The organism is Pseudocolwellia sp. G5-9 (assembly GCF_055808995.1).
Genome location: NZ_CM147893.1, coordinates 633430 through 654584 on the forward strand (window position 1 = coordinate 633430; position 21155 = coordinate 654584).

Annotated in this window: 18 protein-coding genes; all 18 read left to right on the top strand. The window is 35.3% G+C overall.

Annotation, left to right across the window (positions count from 1 at the left end; genetic code table 11):
- Positions 1-4: 4 nt before the first annotated feature.
- Positions 5-4756: an RHS repeat-associated core domain-containing protein gene (locus AC0L5Q_RS02730; protein ID WP_473614184.1), complete on the top strand. Its 4752-nt coding sequence runs from the start codon at positions 5-7 to the stop codon at positions 4754-4756.
- Positions 4757-4763: 7 nt separating this feature from the next.
- Positions 4764-5927 (top strand): ADP-ribosylglycohydrolase family protein, encoded by a 1164-nt coding sequence (locus AC0L5Q_RS02735; RefSeq protein WP_473614185.1) that lies wholly within the window; start codon positions 4764-4766, stop codon positions 5925-5927.
- Between the two features lie 394 nt (positions 5928-6321).
- On the top strand, positions 6322-7194 hold the full coding sequence (locus tag AC0L5Q_RS02740) for a hypothetical protein (protein ID WP_473614186.1): 873 nt from the start codon (positions 6322-6324) through the stop codon (positions 7192-7194).
- Between the two features lie 7 nt (positions 7195-7201).
- Positions 7202-7639, top strand: coding sequence for a hypothetical protein (locus AC0L5Q_RS02745; RefSeq protein WP_473614187.1), 438 nt, complete (start codon positions 7202-7204; stop codon positions 7637-7639).
- 62 nt (positions 7640-7701) lie between these two features.
- The gene (locus AC0L5Q_RS02750) at positions 7702-8145 is read left to right on the top strand and encodes a hypothetical protein (protein WP_473614188.1); all 444 of its coding nucleotides are present in this window, start codon (positions 7702-7704) and stop codon (positions 8143-8145) included.
- A 51-nt stretch (positions 8146-8196) separates the two neighbouring features.
- Positions 8197-8970 carry a TraB/GumN family protein gene (locus AC0L5Q_RS02755; RefSeq protein WP_473614189.1) on the top strand — a complete coding sequence of 258 codons (774 nt, stop codon included), beginning with the start codon at positions 8197-8199 and terminating at the stop codon, positions 8968-8970.
- Positions 8964-9566: a hypothetical protein gene (locus tag AC0L5Q_RS02760; protein ID WP_473614190.1), complete on the top strand. Its 603-nt coding sequence runs from the start codon at positions 8964-8966 to the stop codon at positions 9564-9566. Before AC0L5Q_RS02755 ends, AC0L5Q_RS02760 begins: the two co-directional genes overlap by 7 nt.
- Before the next feature lie 271 nt (positions 9567-9837).
- On the top strand, positions 9838-10302 hold the full coding sequence (locus AC0L5Q_RS02765) for a hypothetical protein (RefSeq protein WP_473614191.1): 465 nt from the start codon (positions 9838-9840) through the stop codon (positions 10300-10302).
- Positions 10303-10395: 93 nt separating this feature from the next.
- Entirely contained in the window at positions 10396-10674 is a 279-nt protein-coding gene (locus AC0L5Q_RS02770; RefSeq protein ID WP_473614192.1) for a hypothetical protein, read from the top strand.
- A 94-nt stretch (positions 10675-10768) separates the two neighbouring features.
- Positions 10769-11557 carry a hypothetical protein gene (locus AC0L5Q_RS02775; RefSeq protein WP_473614193.1) on the top strand — a complete coding sequence of 263 codons (789 nt, stop codon included), beginning with the start codon at positions 10769-10771 and terminating at the stop codon, positions 11555-11557.
- Positions 11558-11702: 145 nt separating this feature from the next.
- Positions 11703-12221 (top strand): M23 family metallopeptidase, encoded by a 519-nt coding sequence (locus tag AC0L5Q_RS02780; RefSeq protein ID WP_473614194.1) that lies wholly within the window; start codon positions 11703-11705, stop codon positions 12219-12221.
- A 30-nt stretch (positions 12222-12251) separates the two neighbouring features.
- Positions 12252-12845 carry a DUF1287 domain-containing protein gene (locus AC0L5Q_RS02785; protein ID WP_473614195.1) on the top strand — a complete coding sequence of 198 codons (594 nt, stop codon included), beginning with the start codon at positions 12252-12254 and terminating at the stop codon, positions 12843-12845.
- 214 nt (positions 12846-13059) lie between these two features.
- Complete coding sequence (locus AC0L5Q_RS02790; RefSeq protein WP_473614196.1) at positions 13060-13452, top strand: hypothetical protein; 393 nt, start codon at positions 13060-13062, stop codon at positions 13450-13452.
- Positions 13453-13694: 242 nt separating this feature from the next.
- Positions 13695-14669 carry a GGDEF domain-containing protein gene (locus tag AC0L5Q_RS02795; protein ID WP_473614197.1) on the top strand — a complete coding sequence of 325 codons (975 nt, stop codon included), beginning with the start codon at positions 13695-13697 and terminating at the stop codon, positions 14667-14669.
- A 101-nt stretch (positions 14670-14770) separates the two neighbouring features.
- Entirely contained in the window at positions 14771-15277 is a 507-nt protein-coding gene (locus tag AC0L5Q_RS02800) for a CreA family protein (RefSeq protein ID WP_473614198.1), read from the top strand.
- Between the two features lie 33 nt (positions 15278-15310).
- Entirely contained in the window at positions 15311-16168 is an 858-nt protein-coding gene (locus AC0L5Q_RS02805) for a hypothetical protein (RefSeq protein WP_473614199.1), read from the top strand.
- 125 nt (positions 16169-16293) lie between these two features.
- Positions 16294-16734 carry a CBS domain-containing protein gene (locus AC0L5Q_RS02810; RefSeq protein ID WP_473614200.1) on the top strand — a complete coding sequence of 147 codons (441 nt, stop codon included), beginning with the start codon at positions 16294-16296 and terminating at the stop codon, positions 16732-16734.
- Positions 16735-16858: 124 nt separating this feature from the next.
- A complete protein-coding gene (hrpA, locus tag AC0L5Q_RS02815; RefSeq protein WP_473618249.1) occupies positions 16859-20797 on the top strand; it encodes an ATP-dependent RNA helicase HrpA in 3939 nt (1312 codons plus the stop codon).
- The last annotated feature ends 358 nt before the right edge of the window (positions 20798-21155 follow it).

The following is a 21155-nucleotide window of genomic DNA, read 5'->3' on the forward strand; positions in this document are numbered from 1 at the left end:
AAATATGGATGTTAATCAATTCCAATTTCGTGGTAACAATCGTCACGTAATTATTCTCCCAAGAAGCAGCGCAGCTCCAGCTGGTTTTTTGCTTGCTCCAACTGAAAACAACTCACATGGTGCAGAGCTTGTTAAAGAAATATCACCTCATTTAGCTAAAGACGTTAATGCTTTAGGTTATGCCTTTGGTTTATTGTCTATGGTTGGTATTTCGGTAAGCCAAGCAGCAAGACCCGTAGCAAGTAAATTAGTTGAAGCGATAAATCAAAATAGGCTGAGTGTTTATACTGAAAAAGATAAAACCTCACTTTATTATTCAACTGAAACCGCAAGTCCTTCAGCGTCAAGTGCAACAGCAACGAGTAAAGCTAAAAAACCTAGTGTTACTCAAAGTAATCAAGGTAAAAAAACAGCTAATACAAGTGAAACTGGCTCAGCAAGTAACAATACTCCGAGTGAAGTGCCTATAGCGCAACAAGAGTGTCGTTCAGATCCTATTTCAATGTTAAGTGGGGAAGAAATACTTCCTTTAGTAGATTTTGAATTGAATGGTTTAATGCCTTTAGTTTGGCGACGTTTATATCGTTCTAGCAAGATCAAACAAAACACAGGCTTAGGGTTTGGTTGGCGACATAACTTTAGTATGCAACTGGTAGAAAAATATCAGGCTCCGCCTAAAGTTGGCCCTAAAAAACTAGGGAAATATTGGCTAGAACTAATTGATGAAGAAGGGCGAGTTCATATATTTGAGCAAGTAAAACCGGGACAAACAAGCTATCAAGTTTCATCGGGGTTAGCGCTAGTTCATCAAGTAGATGGATCACAAACTTTAATCAAAGGTGATGATAGTCATTGGACTTTTACCATTCCCCAAAAGCCAGTAACTCATCAAGCCGCTTCTAATAAAAAGAACAAAGAACAGCCAGAAAAACACTGGTTACTTGAAAGTATTAGTAATCAACAAGGGCAGTACATACAGTTAAGTTATGATGATAAACAACGTCTTAGTGAATTATCGGCAGGTCCTAAACGAGGCATAAAACTTCAATACAATATCGATAATAATATAGTTCGTATTGCGGCATTTATTATAAACGAACAAGGTAAAAAGCAGTTACTTGATAACTTGCTTACAAGCTATCAATATGACGACAATCAAGCGCTAATTGCCGCTACTAACAGTTCAGGTAATGTAGAAAGATATACTTATCATAAACAACTGGTTGATTTAAATTCAGAAGAGCCTAAAGAAAACTCTAAACCTCAGCCAGGATATTTATTAAAAAAACGTACACGCGCTTCTGGTTTTAGTCATCACTTTGAATGGCAAGGCACAGATGAAAACGCCCAATGTATAAAACAATGGGGCGATAACGATACTTACCAATACCGATTCAATTTTTTTAAAGACGAACGTGGTAACGTTAGTACAAGTACCGACAGTCACGGAAATACTGAAACCTTTGTACACAACGAACAAGGGCTTTTAACGGATTTCACTGACGCTAACGGTCATACATCACGCATGAAATACGATAGTGTAGGACGTAAAATAGCGTCTATCGATAACTTAGGTCATATCACCCAATTTCGTTATAATCAGCAAGGGCAACTTAGTTTAGTTATAGATGCTAATGGGGGAGAAACCCACTATAAATATAACGTTTTAGGTAAACGCATATTAACAATTAATCCGTTAGGGCAAGAAACTAAACGTAACTTTGATGGAACCGGACGGTTGATTTCAGAAGTTATGCCTGATGGAAGAAGCCGAAGCTATGAATACACGCTATCTGGATTAATACGTAAAAAAATCGATGTATCAGGTGTTGTTACTCAATATCATTGGAGCAACAGTGGTGAGCTTCTCGCACAGCAAGAAGGCGATAACTTAACGCGCTTTAGTTACAACCCTTTAGGGCAATTAATCGCATCTATCGACTCGCAAGGTTTAGTGACTCAGTTTACCCGTAACCGTCAAGGCAAAATTATAGAGCAGATACATTATAGCCAAGCAGAGCCGAACAAAAAACACACCCAACGTTTTCATTACGACATCGCAGGGCGACTCATCAGCCAACAGCTTGTTGAATTTACAAGCGAAGAGGCAACAGAGCAATTATCCGAACAAGTAGAGCAAACCACCTATCAATATGAAGGTTTAGCACAACCTAGCCAAAAAACCTTTAGTGATGGTAGTTGGTTAACATACCAATACGACAAAGAAAGAAACCTCTCCGCGATAGAGCGAAGTGACGGTGCGACTTATCAGCTTGAATACAGCGCAACTGAGCAACCCATAAAACTTATTGGTTTTGACGGGCGAGAACAAGTTTATACATACGATGCTAACGATAAGCTTATTTCTGTTGCGGATAACGGTGAACGGTTTATTCGCCTTAAACGCGATAGCTTAGGTCGTATTATCGAGCAAACCAGTGCTGGACGTAATATTGGCAATAGGTCAGTTAGCAATGCTGAGTTAAGCAATACCCATAACTTTTATCAATACGACAAGTTAAGCCGAATAACACGAGCTCATAATAGCGAACGCACTGTTACGAAGCAATATCATCAAAATGGTCAAATTAGCACAAGCCAGCAAGGCGCTTGGCAACTTGACTACACATACAATGATAAAGGCCAACGTCAATCAGTTAAATTACCTGATAACACTACATTGCACTATAGCTATACCGAGCAAGGGCAACTCAGTGGTATTACCTATCAACAAAGTGACCAAAATAACAAGAGCATACAGTCGTTAATGACTCGTCAGTACAATGCGGCGGGTTTAGTGATACAACAAACCTTAGGTAACGGTATTGAGCTCACACAACAATTTGATGTGTTTTCAAGACTTGCTGAACAAAAATGGCAATCAGAACAAAAAAACTTTAGTGAGTTACGTACTTATCAATACGAAAAAAAACATCAATTACTTAACGTTTGTAGTGTAAGTGGAAATACTGGAAATACTGATGAAAAGGCTACCAAGCTTCAGAAAAAAGCGTTTACTTATAACCGTATAAGCCAACTACTTAACACCACGATTACTTCAGAGCCAGTAGCACAAACACCTGACGCGCAAGCAACGACTAACCTTAGCCAAGAGCAATATCAATGGGATGCCTTTGGTAACCCTCTTAACGTAAAAGAAGATAATGTTGATAACCAAGCCACCGCTCAAGCAGTTAACGCAGAAAACGTTGTTAGACCTAATTTTTCAGCACAAGAACCTAAAGCCTATGCTAATAATGAAATAAAAGTAGAGAACGACAGACTACTTAGCTTTTTAGGGACCGATTATCGATATGATGGCAGTGGAAACCAACTGACGAGTTTAGCCAAAGGTGAACATCAGCAACGCAGCTTTAATGGACTCAATCAACTCAAAAGCATCAACATTAACGGGCAACTCACCCATTACGAATACGATGCACTTGGCAGACGCAGTGCTAAAATAACTGAGCAAGGTCGTATCGACTTTATTTGGGACGAAAATCAAGTAATAGGTGAACACTTCAAAGGACAGTTTACTTGGTACATATACCAACCAAACACCTTTGAGCCGATAGCGTTAATTAAAAATGTAAGTAGCGCTAAAAACAACGAGATTTATTACTACCACCTAGACCAACTAAGTACGCCACTGTGTTTAACCGATAGTGAAGCGCAGCAGGTATGGCGAAATGAAAGCGATGCTTTTGGTTATCAGCAAGAAGATCGCTTTGATCTACAAGTTACTGATAATCAATCAGATACGAAAGTTACAGTAAACTTAATTAGTAACCCGTTACGATTTCAAGGACAGTATTTTGATGAAGAATCAAAACTGCATTATAATCGCTTTCGTTATTATTGCCCTAAGCAACAACGCTTTATCCATCAAGACCCTATAGGGTTGGTGGGTGGTATCAACCATTATCAATATGCGCCAAATCCAGTGAATTGGGTGGATCCGTTTGGGTTATTGTGTAAAGAGGGGCAAGCTAAAGTTGCTAAGGCAATAAAAGACAATGGTAATATTCCTGCTGAGCTAGAAGCTAAATTAATAGCGATAACACAGTTAGAAGATTCAGGTTATACCGCAGATGAGATGATTGAAAGTATTGATGCAGGAACTGCTGAATCATTAATTAATTTAGGTTCTGTCTCTAAAGAGTTATCTGTAGATGAATTAATCGACTCTGAACTTGATAAAATTACCAGTTTAATTTTTAAAGAAGGAGATGAGTTCAAAAACCATGTATTGATGAACTATCATTTAGATCCAGATATGGATGTACTAACACGTGATGAGTTTCTGTCATTAGCGGTATATACTACAGATCTTTACAAACCCATTAATAATGGTCTTAGAGGCTATTCACCAGAAGATAAGGAAAAGTGGGGGGAAGTAGTTGCAGATGCAGACCAAGCATTAATTAAACTAGCGGAAAATCCTGAACTAAGGTTTGAAGGACAAGTAATTCGAGGTGATGATTTTAGTGATGAGCTATTAGAAGAACTGTTTCCTATTGGCGGTATACATTATGAAAAAGGCTTTAAAAGTTCATCAAGTAATTTAGATAAACCTTTTGATGGTAATACAAAAACAATAATAATTTCTAAGTCAGGTGTTAATATTGCAAATAATGTATCGGTTGTTCCGAGAGAAGAAGAAGTTTTATTTAAATCAAATAGTCGTTTTAGAGTCTTAGCACGTGAGAAAAACTCTGATGGCATTAATGAAATCATCCTTGAAGAAATATAGAGTTAATATGAGTAATGATAAAATTGTGCATCCTTTAATACTTCAAATGAGAAAAAGAGAATTACAAATCCCCAATGATTTGCGCTTTCCTTTTATGACAAATAAATTAAGTGGCTCTAGAGAGCCCCATAAAACTCAGTGGATGTCTTCATATTGTGTTTATCGCATTGCTATACCTCAACCAAGTGATGAACAATGCAAAGAATACTATCAACGCATACAAGTAGATTGTGATGATGACATTAATCGTTTTCGTGGTGCTTTATTAGGTTGTGCATTAGGGGATGCTCTAGGAACTACACTAGAATTTAAAGAACCCGGAACCTTTGAGCCAATCACTGAGATAGTTGGAGGCGGTCCATTTAACTTAAAAGTAGGAGAATGGACAGACGATACCAGTATGTTGTATTGCTTAGCGCATAGTTTAGTTCGTACAAAAGAATGCAATTTAAAAGACCAAATGGATTTATATTGCAAGTGGTGGAAAGATGGTGTGTTCAGTGTTAATGGGAAGTGTTTTGATATTGGAAATACGGTGATATCAGCATTAGAGCGTTACCAACAAACAGGCGACCCGATTGCTGGAGATACTGCACCTATGTCAGCGGGCAATGGTTCGTTAATGCGATTGGCACCTATACCAATTCGTTATTATGATAGCTTTCAAGATGCGGTTTATTTTGCAGGACAAAGTTCAATTACCACACATGGAGCTACAGAAGCGGTAGACGCTTGCCGATATTTCAGTGGGCTAATATGGGGAGCACTACACGGAGTTAAAAAGGAAGCGCTTTTAAATGGTATTTATAGCCCTATTGATGGATATTGGGATAAAGAGCCGTTATGTTCATCACTTGTTGAATTACTGACATCAGCCGCATATAAAACAAAAAGCGCTAAGGACATTAGAGCAAGTGGTTATGTTATGCACAGTTTAGAAGCTGTTTTATGGGCATTTTATCATAGTGATAGTTTTGAAGAAGGGGCTTTGTTAGCGGTTAATTTAGGTGAGGATGCTGACACCACGGGTGCTATTTATGGACAGTTAGCAGGTGCTCATTATGGAGAACGTGTCATTGATTATAATTGGGTTCGAAAGGTTAAAGAGTTTCATGTTTTTTATTTAAAAGCACAAGAGTTAAAAGAAGTGATTATATCTACTAGGAAATAGTCATCTAATAATATTTATTACTGCTTTTGAAAAAGACAATTCAATATAAAAATATTATAAATACAGAAAGTTAATATATTGCAATGTAGATAACGTTTGGTTTAATGTGTTCCTCTAGCTAAAACCAAACAATAATTGCTACTCTATTTTTCACGGAAGAAACAATATTATCAAGGGGTCAGCTAACTTGATTTTGTTGGTGCTTTGAGGTTTCGTTATTACCAACATATTAAAAACTCCAGCTAATGCACTAGCTGAACATTCCATGGCGCCAATGGATTTAATAAAAATATAAACTCACATCAAGTAAAAAATAAATGATTAAAAACCAATCTAAATTTTTCCTATTAGAATATTTAGATTAAAGAGCAGTCAATATTAAAAAAGGGATTTTATGCTTACTTTACAAATGGGAGCTAATGTTGGTTTAAATTCAGCCAATAAATCAGCTGATGTAAAACTGATAACCGCTTTGTTAAATACCTATGCGCGTAATGTATGCCCATTGTCTACTTTGAGTCACAAGGTAGATGGTGACTATATAGGTATGATCAATGACTTCCAAAAAAATGTGCTTAAAATGGCAAAGCCTGATGGCGTTGTTACAGCTAATGGTGGAACTTTTAGAAAGCTCGTTGATTTTTTAAAAAACTCTTATACAACAGTATCAATTACTAAACCTAGCTGTGGTGTTTTAACATGGGATGCAGAAGGAACTGAAGGAGGACGCTACCATAGCCGATGTTTTCATGTACCGTCTGAACGCTCAGGGCTAACCATTGGCAGGGGCTACGATATGCGAGAAAAAACAGCGAGCAAAATAAGTACCCACTTAATTCAGGCAGGAATTTCTTGTGAAGTTGCCAATGTTATATCGCTTGCTGCGGGAAAAATAGGGAAAAATGCTGAGCTATTTGTTATTGAAAATGATTTACTTGATTACGAAATTTCCGCTAAAGCGCAATTAAAGTTATTTGAAATTATATACAAAGAAATGGAAGCCGATGTAATAAAGATTTGTAATAAAAGTATTACCACTAAAACCTATGGAAAAACCGATTGGTCAACTTTACATGTAAAAATAAAGAATGTACTGATAGATCTTAGATTTAGAGGGGATTATCACCCAACGAGTCGTAAATTTTTACAAAAGCATGTTGCGGATAATGATCTTGCTTTATTTAAAGATGAAATAAAAAAAGAGGCAAATTGGGCTAATGTACCCGCTGCTAGAAGACAAGCTCGTACTAAATATATTAATTCATAGGTGAAAAATGAAACTACTTATTATTAGCATATATTGTCTTTTTATTTTCTTTTGTTCTGAATCTCAAAGCAGTGAAGAACAAAACTTTGTTAGTCTCAATGCGATAGAAATGAACGTTGAGAGAGTCAATGACAATCTATTTCGATGGATCAAGTTTCACCCTGAAAGTGAATATCCGTGCTTTCGTTTAGAGCTTTTAACAGCAGGTAGTAACGCTCTTATTAAAAGAAAAAACATCTGTGCTGTATATGATGATGCGTTAAAAATCACACATGATTTTAAAAAACTTAGCTTTTTAGATATATACAATTTAAAAATTGACGCTCAAACGTTTACATTTGAATTAGAACTATCGTTGCTTAGCCAGAATGTGGTTACGATGAATTGCTCAATTAACATTGAGAATACTGATTTTTCACCACTTGTATGTAAACGGTCTGAATAAATCACGCTGCTTTGCATTATGCAATTGAGCAAAGTGTCGATGGTAACTACTTATAAAGCTTAATGAAAAAGATATTGATTATTTACATTGTTTTATTGGGCTTTACTTATTCATGTATAGCTAAAAGCGCTATGCCTTTAACATTAAGAGGCTTGAAACAAACGATTGGAAATGTACATTATCTCGCCAAAGTGAAAATTACCAACATTGAAATTTTACATGAAGGTGATAGCTCAGAAAAACACGTTTACACTGCTGAAGTTCTTGCTACTTATAAAGGTGAAACGCATAAACACATACGCTATGAAATGTTTGTAGAGCATGAAGAAGATGTTTTGTTTAATTCTGCTCCTGTATTTGTAGCACTCTGTACAGATGACAAAGGCACTTATTATTGGCCTGGTACGGGGTCTGAGTTCAAATACTCATCAGCTATTGATTCATGGTTAACGGAAAATAAAACCAAACTTGAAAATACTGACTCTACCGCTGAGTGGTGCCAGTGATCATTTGATTTTTAATCAAAGGTTTAACTAACTATAAGTAAAGGAAATACAATGAATAAAATAAACACGGATGTAAACTATAAAACCATGGCAGGTAATGCTCGTTTGGTTATTATTGCAGAATCTAGCCATAACCCAGCATCTTACAAATATGAAGCCATACGTGCACTTAAACAGCTGAAATCGGCTGGATTTACACATTTCGCAATGGAAATGCTTCCTCAAAGAATAAAAGATAATATTGAATATTATCAACGCACAGGACAAGGCTTTGATATTATTAAACGGCATTTTGAAGAGCATTGGAATAGGAACAGTGCAGCAACTACTAGCTATGGTGAGTTAGTAAAAGCAGCTAATTCTCTAGGCATGAAAATAATCCCATTAGATATGTCGATTGAAATGATGGACCTCATTGAGAATCGTTGTGATTGGCAAGAAGCTGATAAAGGGCTTTGTGCCGACTCTCACATGCAAAGAAATTTAATGTGGGCAAATATCTTAAGTACCCATCTAAAATTGAACCAAAAACCTCGTATTGTTGCATTTATGCATAGGTACCATGCTTTTAGTGCAGGAAAAAAGCATGTTGGAATAGATACACTTATGCAAAATATAGGGATCAATAATATTAGCCTTGTTGAGTATGTTGGTGGGATTAGATGTTCTGATATGGGGATTTGTGAGGGACAATCGGATGAGAAAAAACCACTAAAAGACGTTTATTTTTACCGTAAGGGATCATTTATTACTTCAGCGCTTCCGTCTTTTACGGTTCATATACCTGAAAAAAGAGTATCTTCAGAAGGAGCCTTACTATGGTAAGAATATTTTTATTTTTTTTTATTGTAACCTCTTTTTTTATCAAGGCAGGAAATCCTAGGTGGGATGATTCAATTGATATTAATAATCCTGATTTAACCGTTAACGTTGTTGCACAACAGTGTCATAAAAGCTTAATTAATGCGCCTGATGAGCTCGAACAGTGGTGTAATAAAGCCATAAACATGGGGTATTGGAATGCGTTAGTCCCTCTCAGCTTACATTCTGGTAATGGATCACGGCTCGTTCAGGAGGCAACAAAGAGAGTTAATGCGAAAGAACCTAACGCATATGCTACGCTTGCTTGGCTTTATGAAACAGGCATGTTTGTCAAGCAGGACATTAATTATGCTATAGCGCTCCATGAAGAGTTTTTGGTATTAGATACAAAGTTGCTTGAATCACAGGTTACTTCTGCCCATGAAGAATTAGCTAAACTGTTTGCCGTCAAGAAAAACTGGCAAGCGGTTAGTCGACATGCGCAGTATGTTATTATTAATAGCAAGTTGGCTTTTAATAGAGAAAATGCAACTCGATTAATGAAAATGGCTCAAGAGGAATTAGCTCTAGAAAACAATAAATCCAATTCCATCAACTGATTTATAATGGAATTATTTTACTTACTATAAGTGAGTCATAATAAAAAAGCGTTTACTCTGTTGAAGTTCATGCTACCTATAAAGGCGAAACGCATAAACACATACGCTATGAAATGTTTGTAGAGCAGTTTAAACTTGGTGGGGGATTAATGTGATTAGAAATTATAAAAGAATAATATTCGTCCTATTTATTTTGTCTGCTAATTCATATGCAAAGGGTTTGTGGGCGGATCTCGACATCAATGACTCCAAGTTATCTGGAGACTCAATTATGAAGCAATGCCAAAAAAGCTTGCTATATGCACCCGACCAATTAGAGGCATGGTGTGAAAAAGCATATGAAATAGGGTATTGGCAAGCGCTTGAATATATAGGCTTGCATACTGGTGACGGTAGTCGGTATATATCTGAGCTAAATAGGCGTACTGAAAGTGGTGAACTGGATCCTATATTTGCTCTAGCATGGAATTATAGCTATGGCCGTTTTGTTTCAAGGGACTTAGAAAAATCTATAAGCCTTTTTAACCAATATTTAAATGATAATACTCAACAAGAAAAAACGAGATTATACCGTGTTCACAAAGAACTTTTATCAATATATGAAGAATTGGGTAATATTGAAAAATCGGCAGAACATAAAAAATACCTAGAAGGTCACGATGATATTAAGACTAAAAATCTTATTTTAAAAAAACAGTTAGCAGAAGCAGACGTAAATTTAAATATCAATGATTAAGTCTTATTTTTATGTTGTATCAACTGATATATTTATACAACAAAGCAGCGTTTTACTTATTAAAGAACACATTATTAAAAAAGGATTTTATTTATGCAACAAAACCACCGTTTAACACTTATCCAAATCATGGCTACAATCCACGAAACGCCTAGTATCATTCATGAACATTGGGAAACGGTTTCTCCGTTATTAGTTGAATTAATCGATACAGCGCCTGAAGGTCTTGAGGGAATGGCGGCCATGATATGCACTCATTTCAATAATGCCATCAAATTTAAAGACTTAAAAGTTGTTAAATTTGAACTTGAGTCTGGATTAATTAAATTAAACCGCTACTTTCAAAAGCTAAATGCGTTTAAACAAGAGTAACGCTTATTTTTGTTTTCTATATTTACAGGTTTGATTTCTACATAAATCCTGCTTAACCAATATATTCAGATATTACCGATAAAAAGATTGAATTATGTCACTCATCACCTTGTGTATATTACTGCTTTGTCTTCAGCCTTTTGTCATTTATAAAGTGATGTTCAGTACCAAAGAAAAGAGTCAAAGTGACTTAGAATTTGAGCTGTCATTTTTAGTAATAGCTCCGTGTTTTATTTACTTCTATCTTGATACCTTTTGGTATGCACTCTTATTATTGTGCAGTGTGAGCGCTTTAGGTGGATTATTAGCAAAACTATACGAGAAAAAAGCCCGATATAGCCTACCGTTAAAAGAGTTATATTACTTTCTCATTGTATGGTTTTGTATTTTTAGTATTGGTTATGGTGGCGTTTTGTTCTGGGACTATTTAACAAGTTTACGGGAAACACCAGCCGTGCCACATATCGCCGAAAGTGCTTTCAGTGACATACCTGAAGATATAACAATGCCGATAGAGGCCCGCTCGAAAACAACCTTGCTTGAAAACTTAGCTCCTTCACTTATTTATTTAGGTGCAATGGTTAGCGTATTGTTGGTTAAGTTATATGAAATACGTTCATCAAATGATAATGAATATTCAAGTAATCTTTTTTTTGTGTTATCTGTTTTTCCAGGCATTTTAGCTTTATTTAGTGAGTACTATATTTCGAGTTTAGTTTTTAATGTGTTCTGGTTTATTCGCGTTGGAACTATTATCACTGAATACGACAAAAAATCCGACCCCTCAGCGGGCTCAGCTTGGTTTATTTATGGATTTTTTCTAGTTGGAGGCGTTATGGCTAGCGTACTCTATAAATTAATTCTATGGTTGTTCAGTTTTTAAATGAATGGATAAATATAGTAATGGGAGACAAGCATGTGAAAACGCCTAAAGTATTAATACGTATAGGCTGCAACTTATTCACTATCTATCTAATAATTTCTTTATCACTATAGTCTTATTCTTTGAATTCAAAATGGTATAGCTTATGAAGCAGGTTAAGAAAAAAGTTTTAATAGCGATAGTTGCATTTGTTTTTTTATTTATACTTTTAATACCTGAACAGTTAATTATTCCTGTGGCTGGAGCCAATAAACTTGATTGGCATAAAGATACTTTTTGGTATGAACCTTGGGGGAAATCTGGCGTTCATAAAGGTATCGATATTTTTGCTGATAAAGGAGCTTCATTACTCTCTGCTAGCCATGGCATAGTTTTATACACAGGAAATTTAAGTTTAGGAGGTAAAGTTATTATTATTTTAGCGCCTAAATGGCGTATTCATTACTATGCGCATTTAGATAGTATAATAGCAAAACCTATGCAGCTTGTTAATTCAGGTGAGGCTATTGGCAGTGTTGGTGATACTGGAAATGCTAAGGGAAAGCCACCTCATTTACATTATTCTATCATTACGTTACTTCCGTATCTTTGGAAGATAGATGGAAGCAATCAAGGCTGGAAGAAAGCTTTTTATCTAGATCCTAATGATTTGCTTACTCAATAAAATTTTCACCAAGTTTATTAGGGTATAACTATGTTTATATTAAGAAAATTATTATATTTATTCTGTATTAATTTGGGCTGTGCGTCGGCTGAAACATTTGAACAGCTTCTTGTTGATGCGGCTATAGAAAGAACATCACATCAAGTGAGTTACGATGGTTCTTATTATTCTATTGATTATCCAAATGGCGACGTACCAAAAAACATAGGTGTTTGTACCGATGTTATTATTCGAACGTATAGAGCTATGAATATAGATTTACAGCAACTAGTTCATCAAGATATGAGTAATCACTTTCTCTCTTATCCATCAAAACGTATATGGGGTTTAAATAAAACAGACAAAAATATAGATCATCGTAGGGTGCCTAATTTACAAGTTTATTTTAGCCGTAATGGGCAATCATTACCTGTAACACTTAATAAAAACGATTATTTACCGGGTGATATTGTGACATGGATGCTAGCTAATAATTTACCACATATTGGTTTGGTGGTAGGTAATCATTCTATAGAAACGGGAAATCCGCTCATTGTTCATAATATAGGTTTAGGGCCTAAACAAGAAGATATGTTGTTTAAATATAAAATAACAGGTCACTATCGATACAAGCCTGAAAAATAATACAAGTAGACCTTAAATTTAAAAGCATGAAAGATTATTTATCTTCTATAATGTAGTGATAACCTACAGACCCATAGTATTTAAAATGGTAATATACGCCTTATCAATAATTATTTTCATCTCATAAGCAGTTATTGTTAAGAATTTAAATATTCAAGGAAATGCTGTTCTAAAAATAGTACAGCATGATCAATCGAAGAATAAGGACATTAGCATGACGGCTTCAATCTCTTCTATCCATCCTAAAAAAAAGCAATTAAATATTCAGCCCGAAATCGCCGAAGTTGCTTCTATTGATACACAATCTCGCATCAGTGAAATTAAACTAATAGCCCGAAATACTCATCAAAAAGTGATCGCTCAAGCAAAACATATTACTCGGGCGAGCGTTGGCGATTCTATTTTAGTTCAACATACCCTTCAAGGTTGGATTGTAATCGCACAGCTTTCTAAACCTAAAGATACTCCAGCAGCCCACATAACCGACAACAATGGTCATGTAAAAGTTAAAGGAGCTAAAAGTGTTACCTTATCAACAAAAATAGGCACGATTGAAGTACTGGAAGACGGTAAAGTTTTGTTAGATGAAACAGAGATCATTAACTAACCAAGTAACTTACAGTAGTTGATAATGACTTATCGGAAAACATTTATCGCTCTTTATTGAAAATAACAAATTCAGCTAACACAGCACTGCTATACTGTAGTGGCATAGTTATTTATTGTAAAAATTTACGTAGTAGACAATTTTTTTGAGTTAAACTCTATATAATCTGTACTATTACATTTTTCATAAGTAATTTTTTATTAACATGCTGGCACAATTGTTTATTTCATTTTGAGAGCGCTATGATCAATCAATTGCAACAAAAATATCAACTTTCTATATTGTTCTTACTTGGAGTTGTTGCTGTTATTGGTATTTTTCCATTTGTTTGTATTCGCTTTTATGAAGGTAATAATCCTGCAGCGTTTATTGATTTGATGTTAGTGATAGGTATTATTTCTTTAGTTTCCTATGCAAATTACTCAAAAAATATTCGGTCAGTAAGCATCGTTATTGCTCTATTTATTAATGGTGGTGCTGTCACTATTATTGTTACCAATGGCATTAATAGCTTTTTATGGATTTACCCTGTATTAGCCAGCACTTTTATTTTCATTAAGCCTCTTGAAGCTTTTTGTCTTAATCTTCTATCGTCAATGTCGTTGATCTTTTTATCTGATGTATTTACGACTATTTCTCTAGATTCTTATATTATAGCAACCTCAATGTTATCTATGAGTATCTATGTTTCAGCCAAACACAGCGAAAAACAATTTAGTTCGTTAGAAATGCTAAATTCTGTTGATACGTTAACAGGAGCTTTTAATCGTCGAGCGATGAATTTTGATTTGGAATCTGCTTTGTCTTTTTCAAATAGAAATGGGGCAAAACAATTATTAGTTATGTTAGACCTAGATTATTTCAAGAAAGTAAATGATAAATATGGGCATGCTGTAGGTGATCAGGTACTTAAAGAATTTGTTTCTATTATTCAATCAAATATACGTAAGTCTGACCGACTTTATCGTTTTGGGGGCGAGGAGTTTGTATTACTTATTCCTGAAGTGAATGGCAATCAAGATATTTTTATTAATAACTTAAGAAAAGCGATTAAAGCGCAATTAAAAACGCCCGATGGTAAAGAAATTACAGTATCTTTTGGTGCCGCTTTTTGGGTACCTAATACAACAGAAGATACATGGCTAAAGCGTGCCGATGAAGCACTTTATCAGGCTAAATCAAATGGTCGTAATTGTGTTGTATTTAATCACGAATAATTGATTTAACTGTTATCTAAAAATTTTTATTAAGTTCAACTAACGCCATACCTTGTTATAGTTTATCATCTTTAGCAAACGCAATTTAAGGATGCTATATTATGAAAAACGCTACATTTTCATCTTTTTTCACCACATCATTTATCCCGTTATTATTAACTATCGGATTATTATCAAGTTGTTCAGACAATGTCGGCAAGGTGAGCTTAGGTTTGTTTACAACAAAAGATGTTGTGATAGAAGCTAAACAAGATCCTATTATTACCGGTGTTACTTGCCATATAAGCCATGTTGAAGCGGATTTAGACTTTAGCGATCCGTCTGATATGTCTATTGCTTGTCGTCAAACAGGTGAAATTACCGAGGCACAGTTAAATAAGATAGATCGCTCTAAAAACGGCGAAATTGTTTTTAAGCAGTCAAAAAGTATTTTATTTAAAAGCCTTAAGGTACGTAGAATTTATGATGCTGAACACAAAACCTTAATTTACCTGTCTTATTCTACAAAGGAGTCTAGCGGTAGCCATCATCATTCACTTTCAACCGTAGCACTATTTAATACTCAAGGTTGGGATTGGGCTTTACAACAGGCGAAATCAGCTAACTAAACTTCTTCGCTTTTACGAGAATAAAATACATATATGATTTTAGATTTATTTAAAACAAAACCTATTATAGAAGACAGCGTACATAACTGGATTGCAGATACTTATGCGTGGGCAATAACTCATCTTAATGGTGATTTTTTAAAAAATGATAGCCAACTTATTCTACCTACAAATAAATTTTATCCCGGTAGGGTGTCTAGCGTTCATGAAATGGCGCAACAAGTGTTTAGCCAAACAGTTAAATACGCAGGTATGGAAAACTGGCCACTGGTGTTAGTAGAACCTCATAAAGCGTCTACTAATGAGATACCTAAATTGTCAACAAGTCGCTTATTACGTGGTATTTCAGCTAACATCTCTATTGCCAATGCAAACACTTATGATAATGGGGATTTGGTTGAGGTTAGTTATGGCGGTGAAAGTATTAGCCGTGAAAATATAGCTAATCAAAACCTAATCGAAATTAGCTATAACCCAGCACAGGTTAATCAACCACAAGACTTAGTGTCTTCATTTGCGCAAATATTGGCATCACTCCTTGTGTATCATTCGCCACAATTGCCACCAGGCGGCAAAGACTACATTCCACAATCTATTGATTTAGTTGCCTGTTTTATGGGGTTTGGCGTTATATTTTCTAATACCGCCTTTCAGTTTAAAGGTGGGTGTGGATCTTGTAATAATCGACAAGCTAATAGGCAATCAACATTAACTGAATTAGAAACGGTTTATTGTTTAGCTATGTTTTGCCAGTTAAAAGATATTAACAAAAGTGATGTTTTACCGCATTTAAAAGGACACTTGAAAAGCATTTTTAAAGGAGCTGTTAAGCAATTAAACAAACAAACTAGTGAATTAGAAGCTTCTGCTTTACTGTCGTTGATAAAATAATGAATAAAATTGAGTATTTTTACACGTTAAGGTCTACAGTTATAGAATATCCCCGTAACTATTCAAGATGCATGTTTCAGTGGGAAGGGGGATATAACCAATAAAAACAACAAAGGGCAAGTGGTATGGAATCATTACAAGTTCAACATTATATGAATCATTATCCTGTAACTTTTTCACCTGACATGGTTGTGCAAGAAGCTTCGTTAAGATTTTTGAAAACGAAACAAATTGGTGGTCCTGTTATTGATACTAATAATCAGTTAGTCGGTTTTTTATCTGAAAATGATGTGCTGTCTAAAATGTTAGATAGTATTTATCACAATAAACATTTTGCTTACGTGTCTGAAATGATGCGAAAAGACGTATTAACGGTTAAACCATACGACAGTATTATAGAGTTAGGTCAAACTATGCTGTTAAATAAGCCTAAGGTTTACCCCGTTGTAGACGATGACGGTAATTTACTTGGTACGATTTGCCGTAACGATGTTTTACGGGCTATTGATAAACATATACGTTCAGGTGAAACTGCTGATAAATTAAGCCATAAATCAACTGCTTAATTAATAAGTAAGACTTAAACAAATAAAATGAACTTACTGCCATTTTGGGCAGAAACTGATATTATAGTTGCAATGTAACTATGTATTAGAGCCTGTTGTGTCGTTAGAAGTAAGTTCAAATCCCATCCCCGAAATTCAATCACTTTTTAATTTATTACCTAAAACAAAAGGAGCTGATAGAGCACGTTTAAAAAACAGGTTACTTAATGCTAAAAAGCTAAACGATGGTGATAAAAAAAATAATGCCTTATTACAAGTGGCTAAATTAATTGAAAAATCTTTACTGAATAAACAGGCTAAAATAAACAAACTTCCTCAAGTTACCTATAACGAATCTTTACCCGTATCTCAAAACGTAGATCACATTTCAGAAACCATTAAAAACAATCAAGTTACCATCATTGCTGGTGAAACAGGTTCAGGTAAAACAACACAAATTCCCAAAATATGTTTAGCACTAGGTCGCGGTATCGACGGTATTATTGGTCATACACAGCCGAGACGTATTGCCGCACGAACAGTTGCAACACGTATTGCAGAAGAGCTAAATACAAAATTAGGTACATCGGTAGGTTATAAAGTTCGTTTTAACGACATGGTTGACGAACACAGTCATGTAAAGTTAATGACAGACGGTATTTTATTAGCTGAAATGCAAACAGATCGTTTATTGCGCCAATACGATACTTTAATTATTGATGAAGCTCATGAACGTAGTTTAAACATAGACTTTATTTTAGGGTATGTTAAACAAATACTACCGAAACGTCCTGATTTAAAAGTTATTATTACCTCGGCAACCATTGATCCTCAACGTTTTTCAAAACACTTTAACGACGCACCTATTATAGAAGTATCGGGCAGAACCTTTCCTGTTGATATTCTTTATCGCCCTTTAAACGAACCAAGTGCAAACGATGATGAAGGCAATACGCAACGAGACGATCTAGATGTTATATCAGGCATTTTAAATGCGGTAGATGAATTAAGTGATATAAGTAACGGCGACATTCTTATATTTTTAAACGGCGAACGTGAAATTAGAGACACAGCAAGTGCGTTAGAAAAAGCAAACTTACGCTTTACCAATATATTACCTTTGTATTCACGTTTAACGGTACAAGAACAAAACAAAATATTTCAACCTCATAGTGGTCGAAATATTGTTTTAGCGACAAACGTTGCTGAAACCAGCTTAACGGTTCCGGGTATTAAATATGTAATAGATCCAGGAACTGCACGGATTTCTCGTTATAGTTATCGCACAAAAGTACAGCGTTTACCGATTGAAGCTATTTCACAAGCCAGTGCTAATCAACGTTCTGGTCGTTGTGGCCGAGTATCTGCGGGTGTTTGTATTCGTTTATACTCAGAAGACGACTTTTTAGGTAGACCTGAATTTACTGATCCTGAAATTGTTAGAACAAACTTAGCTACGGTTATTTTACAAATGCTCGCGCTAGATTTAGGCAGCATTTCTGACTTTCCATTTGTACAACCACCTGATGGTCGAAATATTAATGATGGCGTAAAATTACTAGAAGAACTTGCTGCTATATCTTATCAAAGTAATGGTGGTAACAAGCAACAGTCTCAATCGAAAGTTGTTTTAACTAAAATAGGGCGCTTGCTTTCAAAGTTTTCTATTGATCCCCGATTATCAAAAATGATTTTAACGTCAATCGACTTAGGTTGTATTGAACAGATATTAATCATAGTAAGTGCGTTAAGTATTCAAGACCCACGTGAACGCCCACACGAAAAACAACAAGCGGCTGACGAAAAACATAACCGTTTTAAAGATCCACAATCTGACTTTATTAGCTTACTTAATTTATGGAATTATATAACCGATCAGCAAAAAGAATTAAGCAGTAATCAGTTCAGACGCATGTGCCAAAAAGACTTTATTGCATATATGCGTGTTAGAGAATGGCAAGATATTTTCTCACAATTAAAGTCGACGTTTAGAGACCTGAAAATTCAGGTAACGCGTATCGATTTTGAAGAAGAAAAAAATCAAGAAATCATCCATCAAGCCATACTGTCTGGGCTATTGAGTCATATTGGGCAATTAGATGAAAATCGAGAATATAAAGGAGCTCGTGGTAGCAAATTCTATATATTTCCGGGGTCTGGTGTTGCTAAAAAATCACCTAAATGGATCATGGGCGCAGAGCTTGTAGAAACCAGCCGCTTGTTTGCTCGTATGGTAGGTAAAATTGATGCGCAGTGGATTGAACCTTTAGCTGAACATTTAGTTAAAAAGAGTTATAGCGAACCTCATTGGGAGAAAAAACAAGGCGCTGTTATGGCATCTGAACAAGTATCACTTTACGGTTTAATATTGGTAGCAAATCGCAAAGTTAATTTTAATAAAATAGAACCTGATACCTGTAGAGAAATTTTTATTAGGGAAGCATTAGTTAATGGCGAATGTACCATTCAAGAAAACTTCTTTAAAGACAATAAAGCCCTTATTAATGAGATTGAAACGTTAGAGAAAAAAGCTCGACGTAAAGATTTTTTAATTGATGAGCAACAACTCGTTGATTTTTACTCATCAAAAATTCCCGAACATGTTAACTGCCAACGTAGTTTCTTATCATGGTGGAAAAAAGAAAAACATAAAAATGGCAAGCTACTGCATTTTACTAAAGCCTTTTTATTAAATGAAAGCTCTGAAGAGTTATCAAAAACGGAATACCCAGACACTTGGCAACAAGGCAATCTAACTTTACCGCTACAATACCATTTTACACCGGGCGATATTGACGATGGTATTAGCGTGATTATTCCTATAGGTATTCTTAATCAAGTTCATGAAGAAGGATTTGACTGGTTAATACCTGCACTTCGTTTTGACTTAGTTGTAGCGTTAATAAAGGGTTTACCTAAATCATTACGTAGAAACTTTGTACCGGCGCCTAATTACGCTGAAGCTTGTGTAACTGCTATGACAGATACCGACAAACCTTTAGTTGAAGTGCTTGAAAAACAGTTACTCAGAATGACTGGCGTTAGATTACCTGAAAACTCGTGGGACAGTATCGAGTTACCTGTTCACTTAACCATGAATTTTAAAGTGTTGAACGAAAGAGGAAAACTAGTTAAACAAGGCCGCGATCTCGATTTATTAAAAGCTGAACTACAAGGCAAAGTTAAAGCTTCTATCAAGCAAGTGGCAGATAAAGGAATTGAAAGAACCGATATTGAAACATGGGACTTTAAAGATCTACCTACAGGTTACGAGAAAAAAGTCGCTAATATCACGATAAAAGCCTTTCCTGCTTTAGTCGATAAAAACAAAAGTGTCGCTATTGAATTGTTTGAACAAGAAGAAATTGCTGAACAAGCCATGTTAAAAGGCGCCAGCCGATTAATTTTATTAAACATACCGTCGCCTATTAAATATCTGCAAGAAAAACTACCGAACAAAGCAAAGCTGGGTTTGTATTTTAATCCATTTGGTTCAATAACCGATTTATTGCAAGACTGTATTGTAGCAGCGTGCCAGCATTTATTGCTGACTCATGGCCCTTTACCACGTAGCGAAAAAGAATTTACCAAAGCGAAAGATTACATACGTGCAGAAATTGCTGATTGCGTACTAAACAGCGCCATAAAAGTAGAAAAAGCGTTAAGCACCGCACACGACATACGTAAAAAGCTAAAAGGTAATGTGAGTTTAAACATTATTCAATCACATGGTGATATTAAACAGCATTTAGAATCGCTTGTATTTAAAGGGTTTGTCACTGAATCTGGTCACGACAAGTTAGATGATATAAACCGATACTTACAAGCAATTATCAGGCGTTTAGAGAAACTGCCTATTGATCCAAACCAAGATCGTTTAAAAATGATCGAAATAGAAAAAGCCAACACTGCTTATCAAACCGTATTAAGTAAACAGAAGAAAGGGCAGCCTTTATCAAAAGAGCTGTCTGATGTTACTTGGATGCTTGAAGAGTTAAAAGTGTCGTTATACGCACAAAATCTTAAAACACCGTATCCTATATCAAGCAAACGCGTGTTGAATCATTTAAAAGCGTTTTCGTAACTGCGTTATTACAATCTTATTTTTTAGTCACACGCTCTAATGTAAAGCCAGCTATATTTAGCTGGCTTTTTCTCGTCTGCTTCTTTCAATTTTATTCCTTTACAAATTAACACTTTCTCAAATAACTATAACCGTTACCGATCAAGATGCGTGTTTCAGAGCGCTTCTTCTATGGGTCTAAAAACAATTTATGCTTCGTTATTAACTTTAGTCAGGTTCCTACATGGATGTAGACCTTAGATTTTGTTTGGAGCGTAAAACCCGTGCCTAAATTTTTTTAGTTCCAATGAAACCTACATATTGAATGGTTACGGGTATATACATTTATTACATATATACATTTTCTGTCTATTTGGTT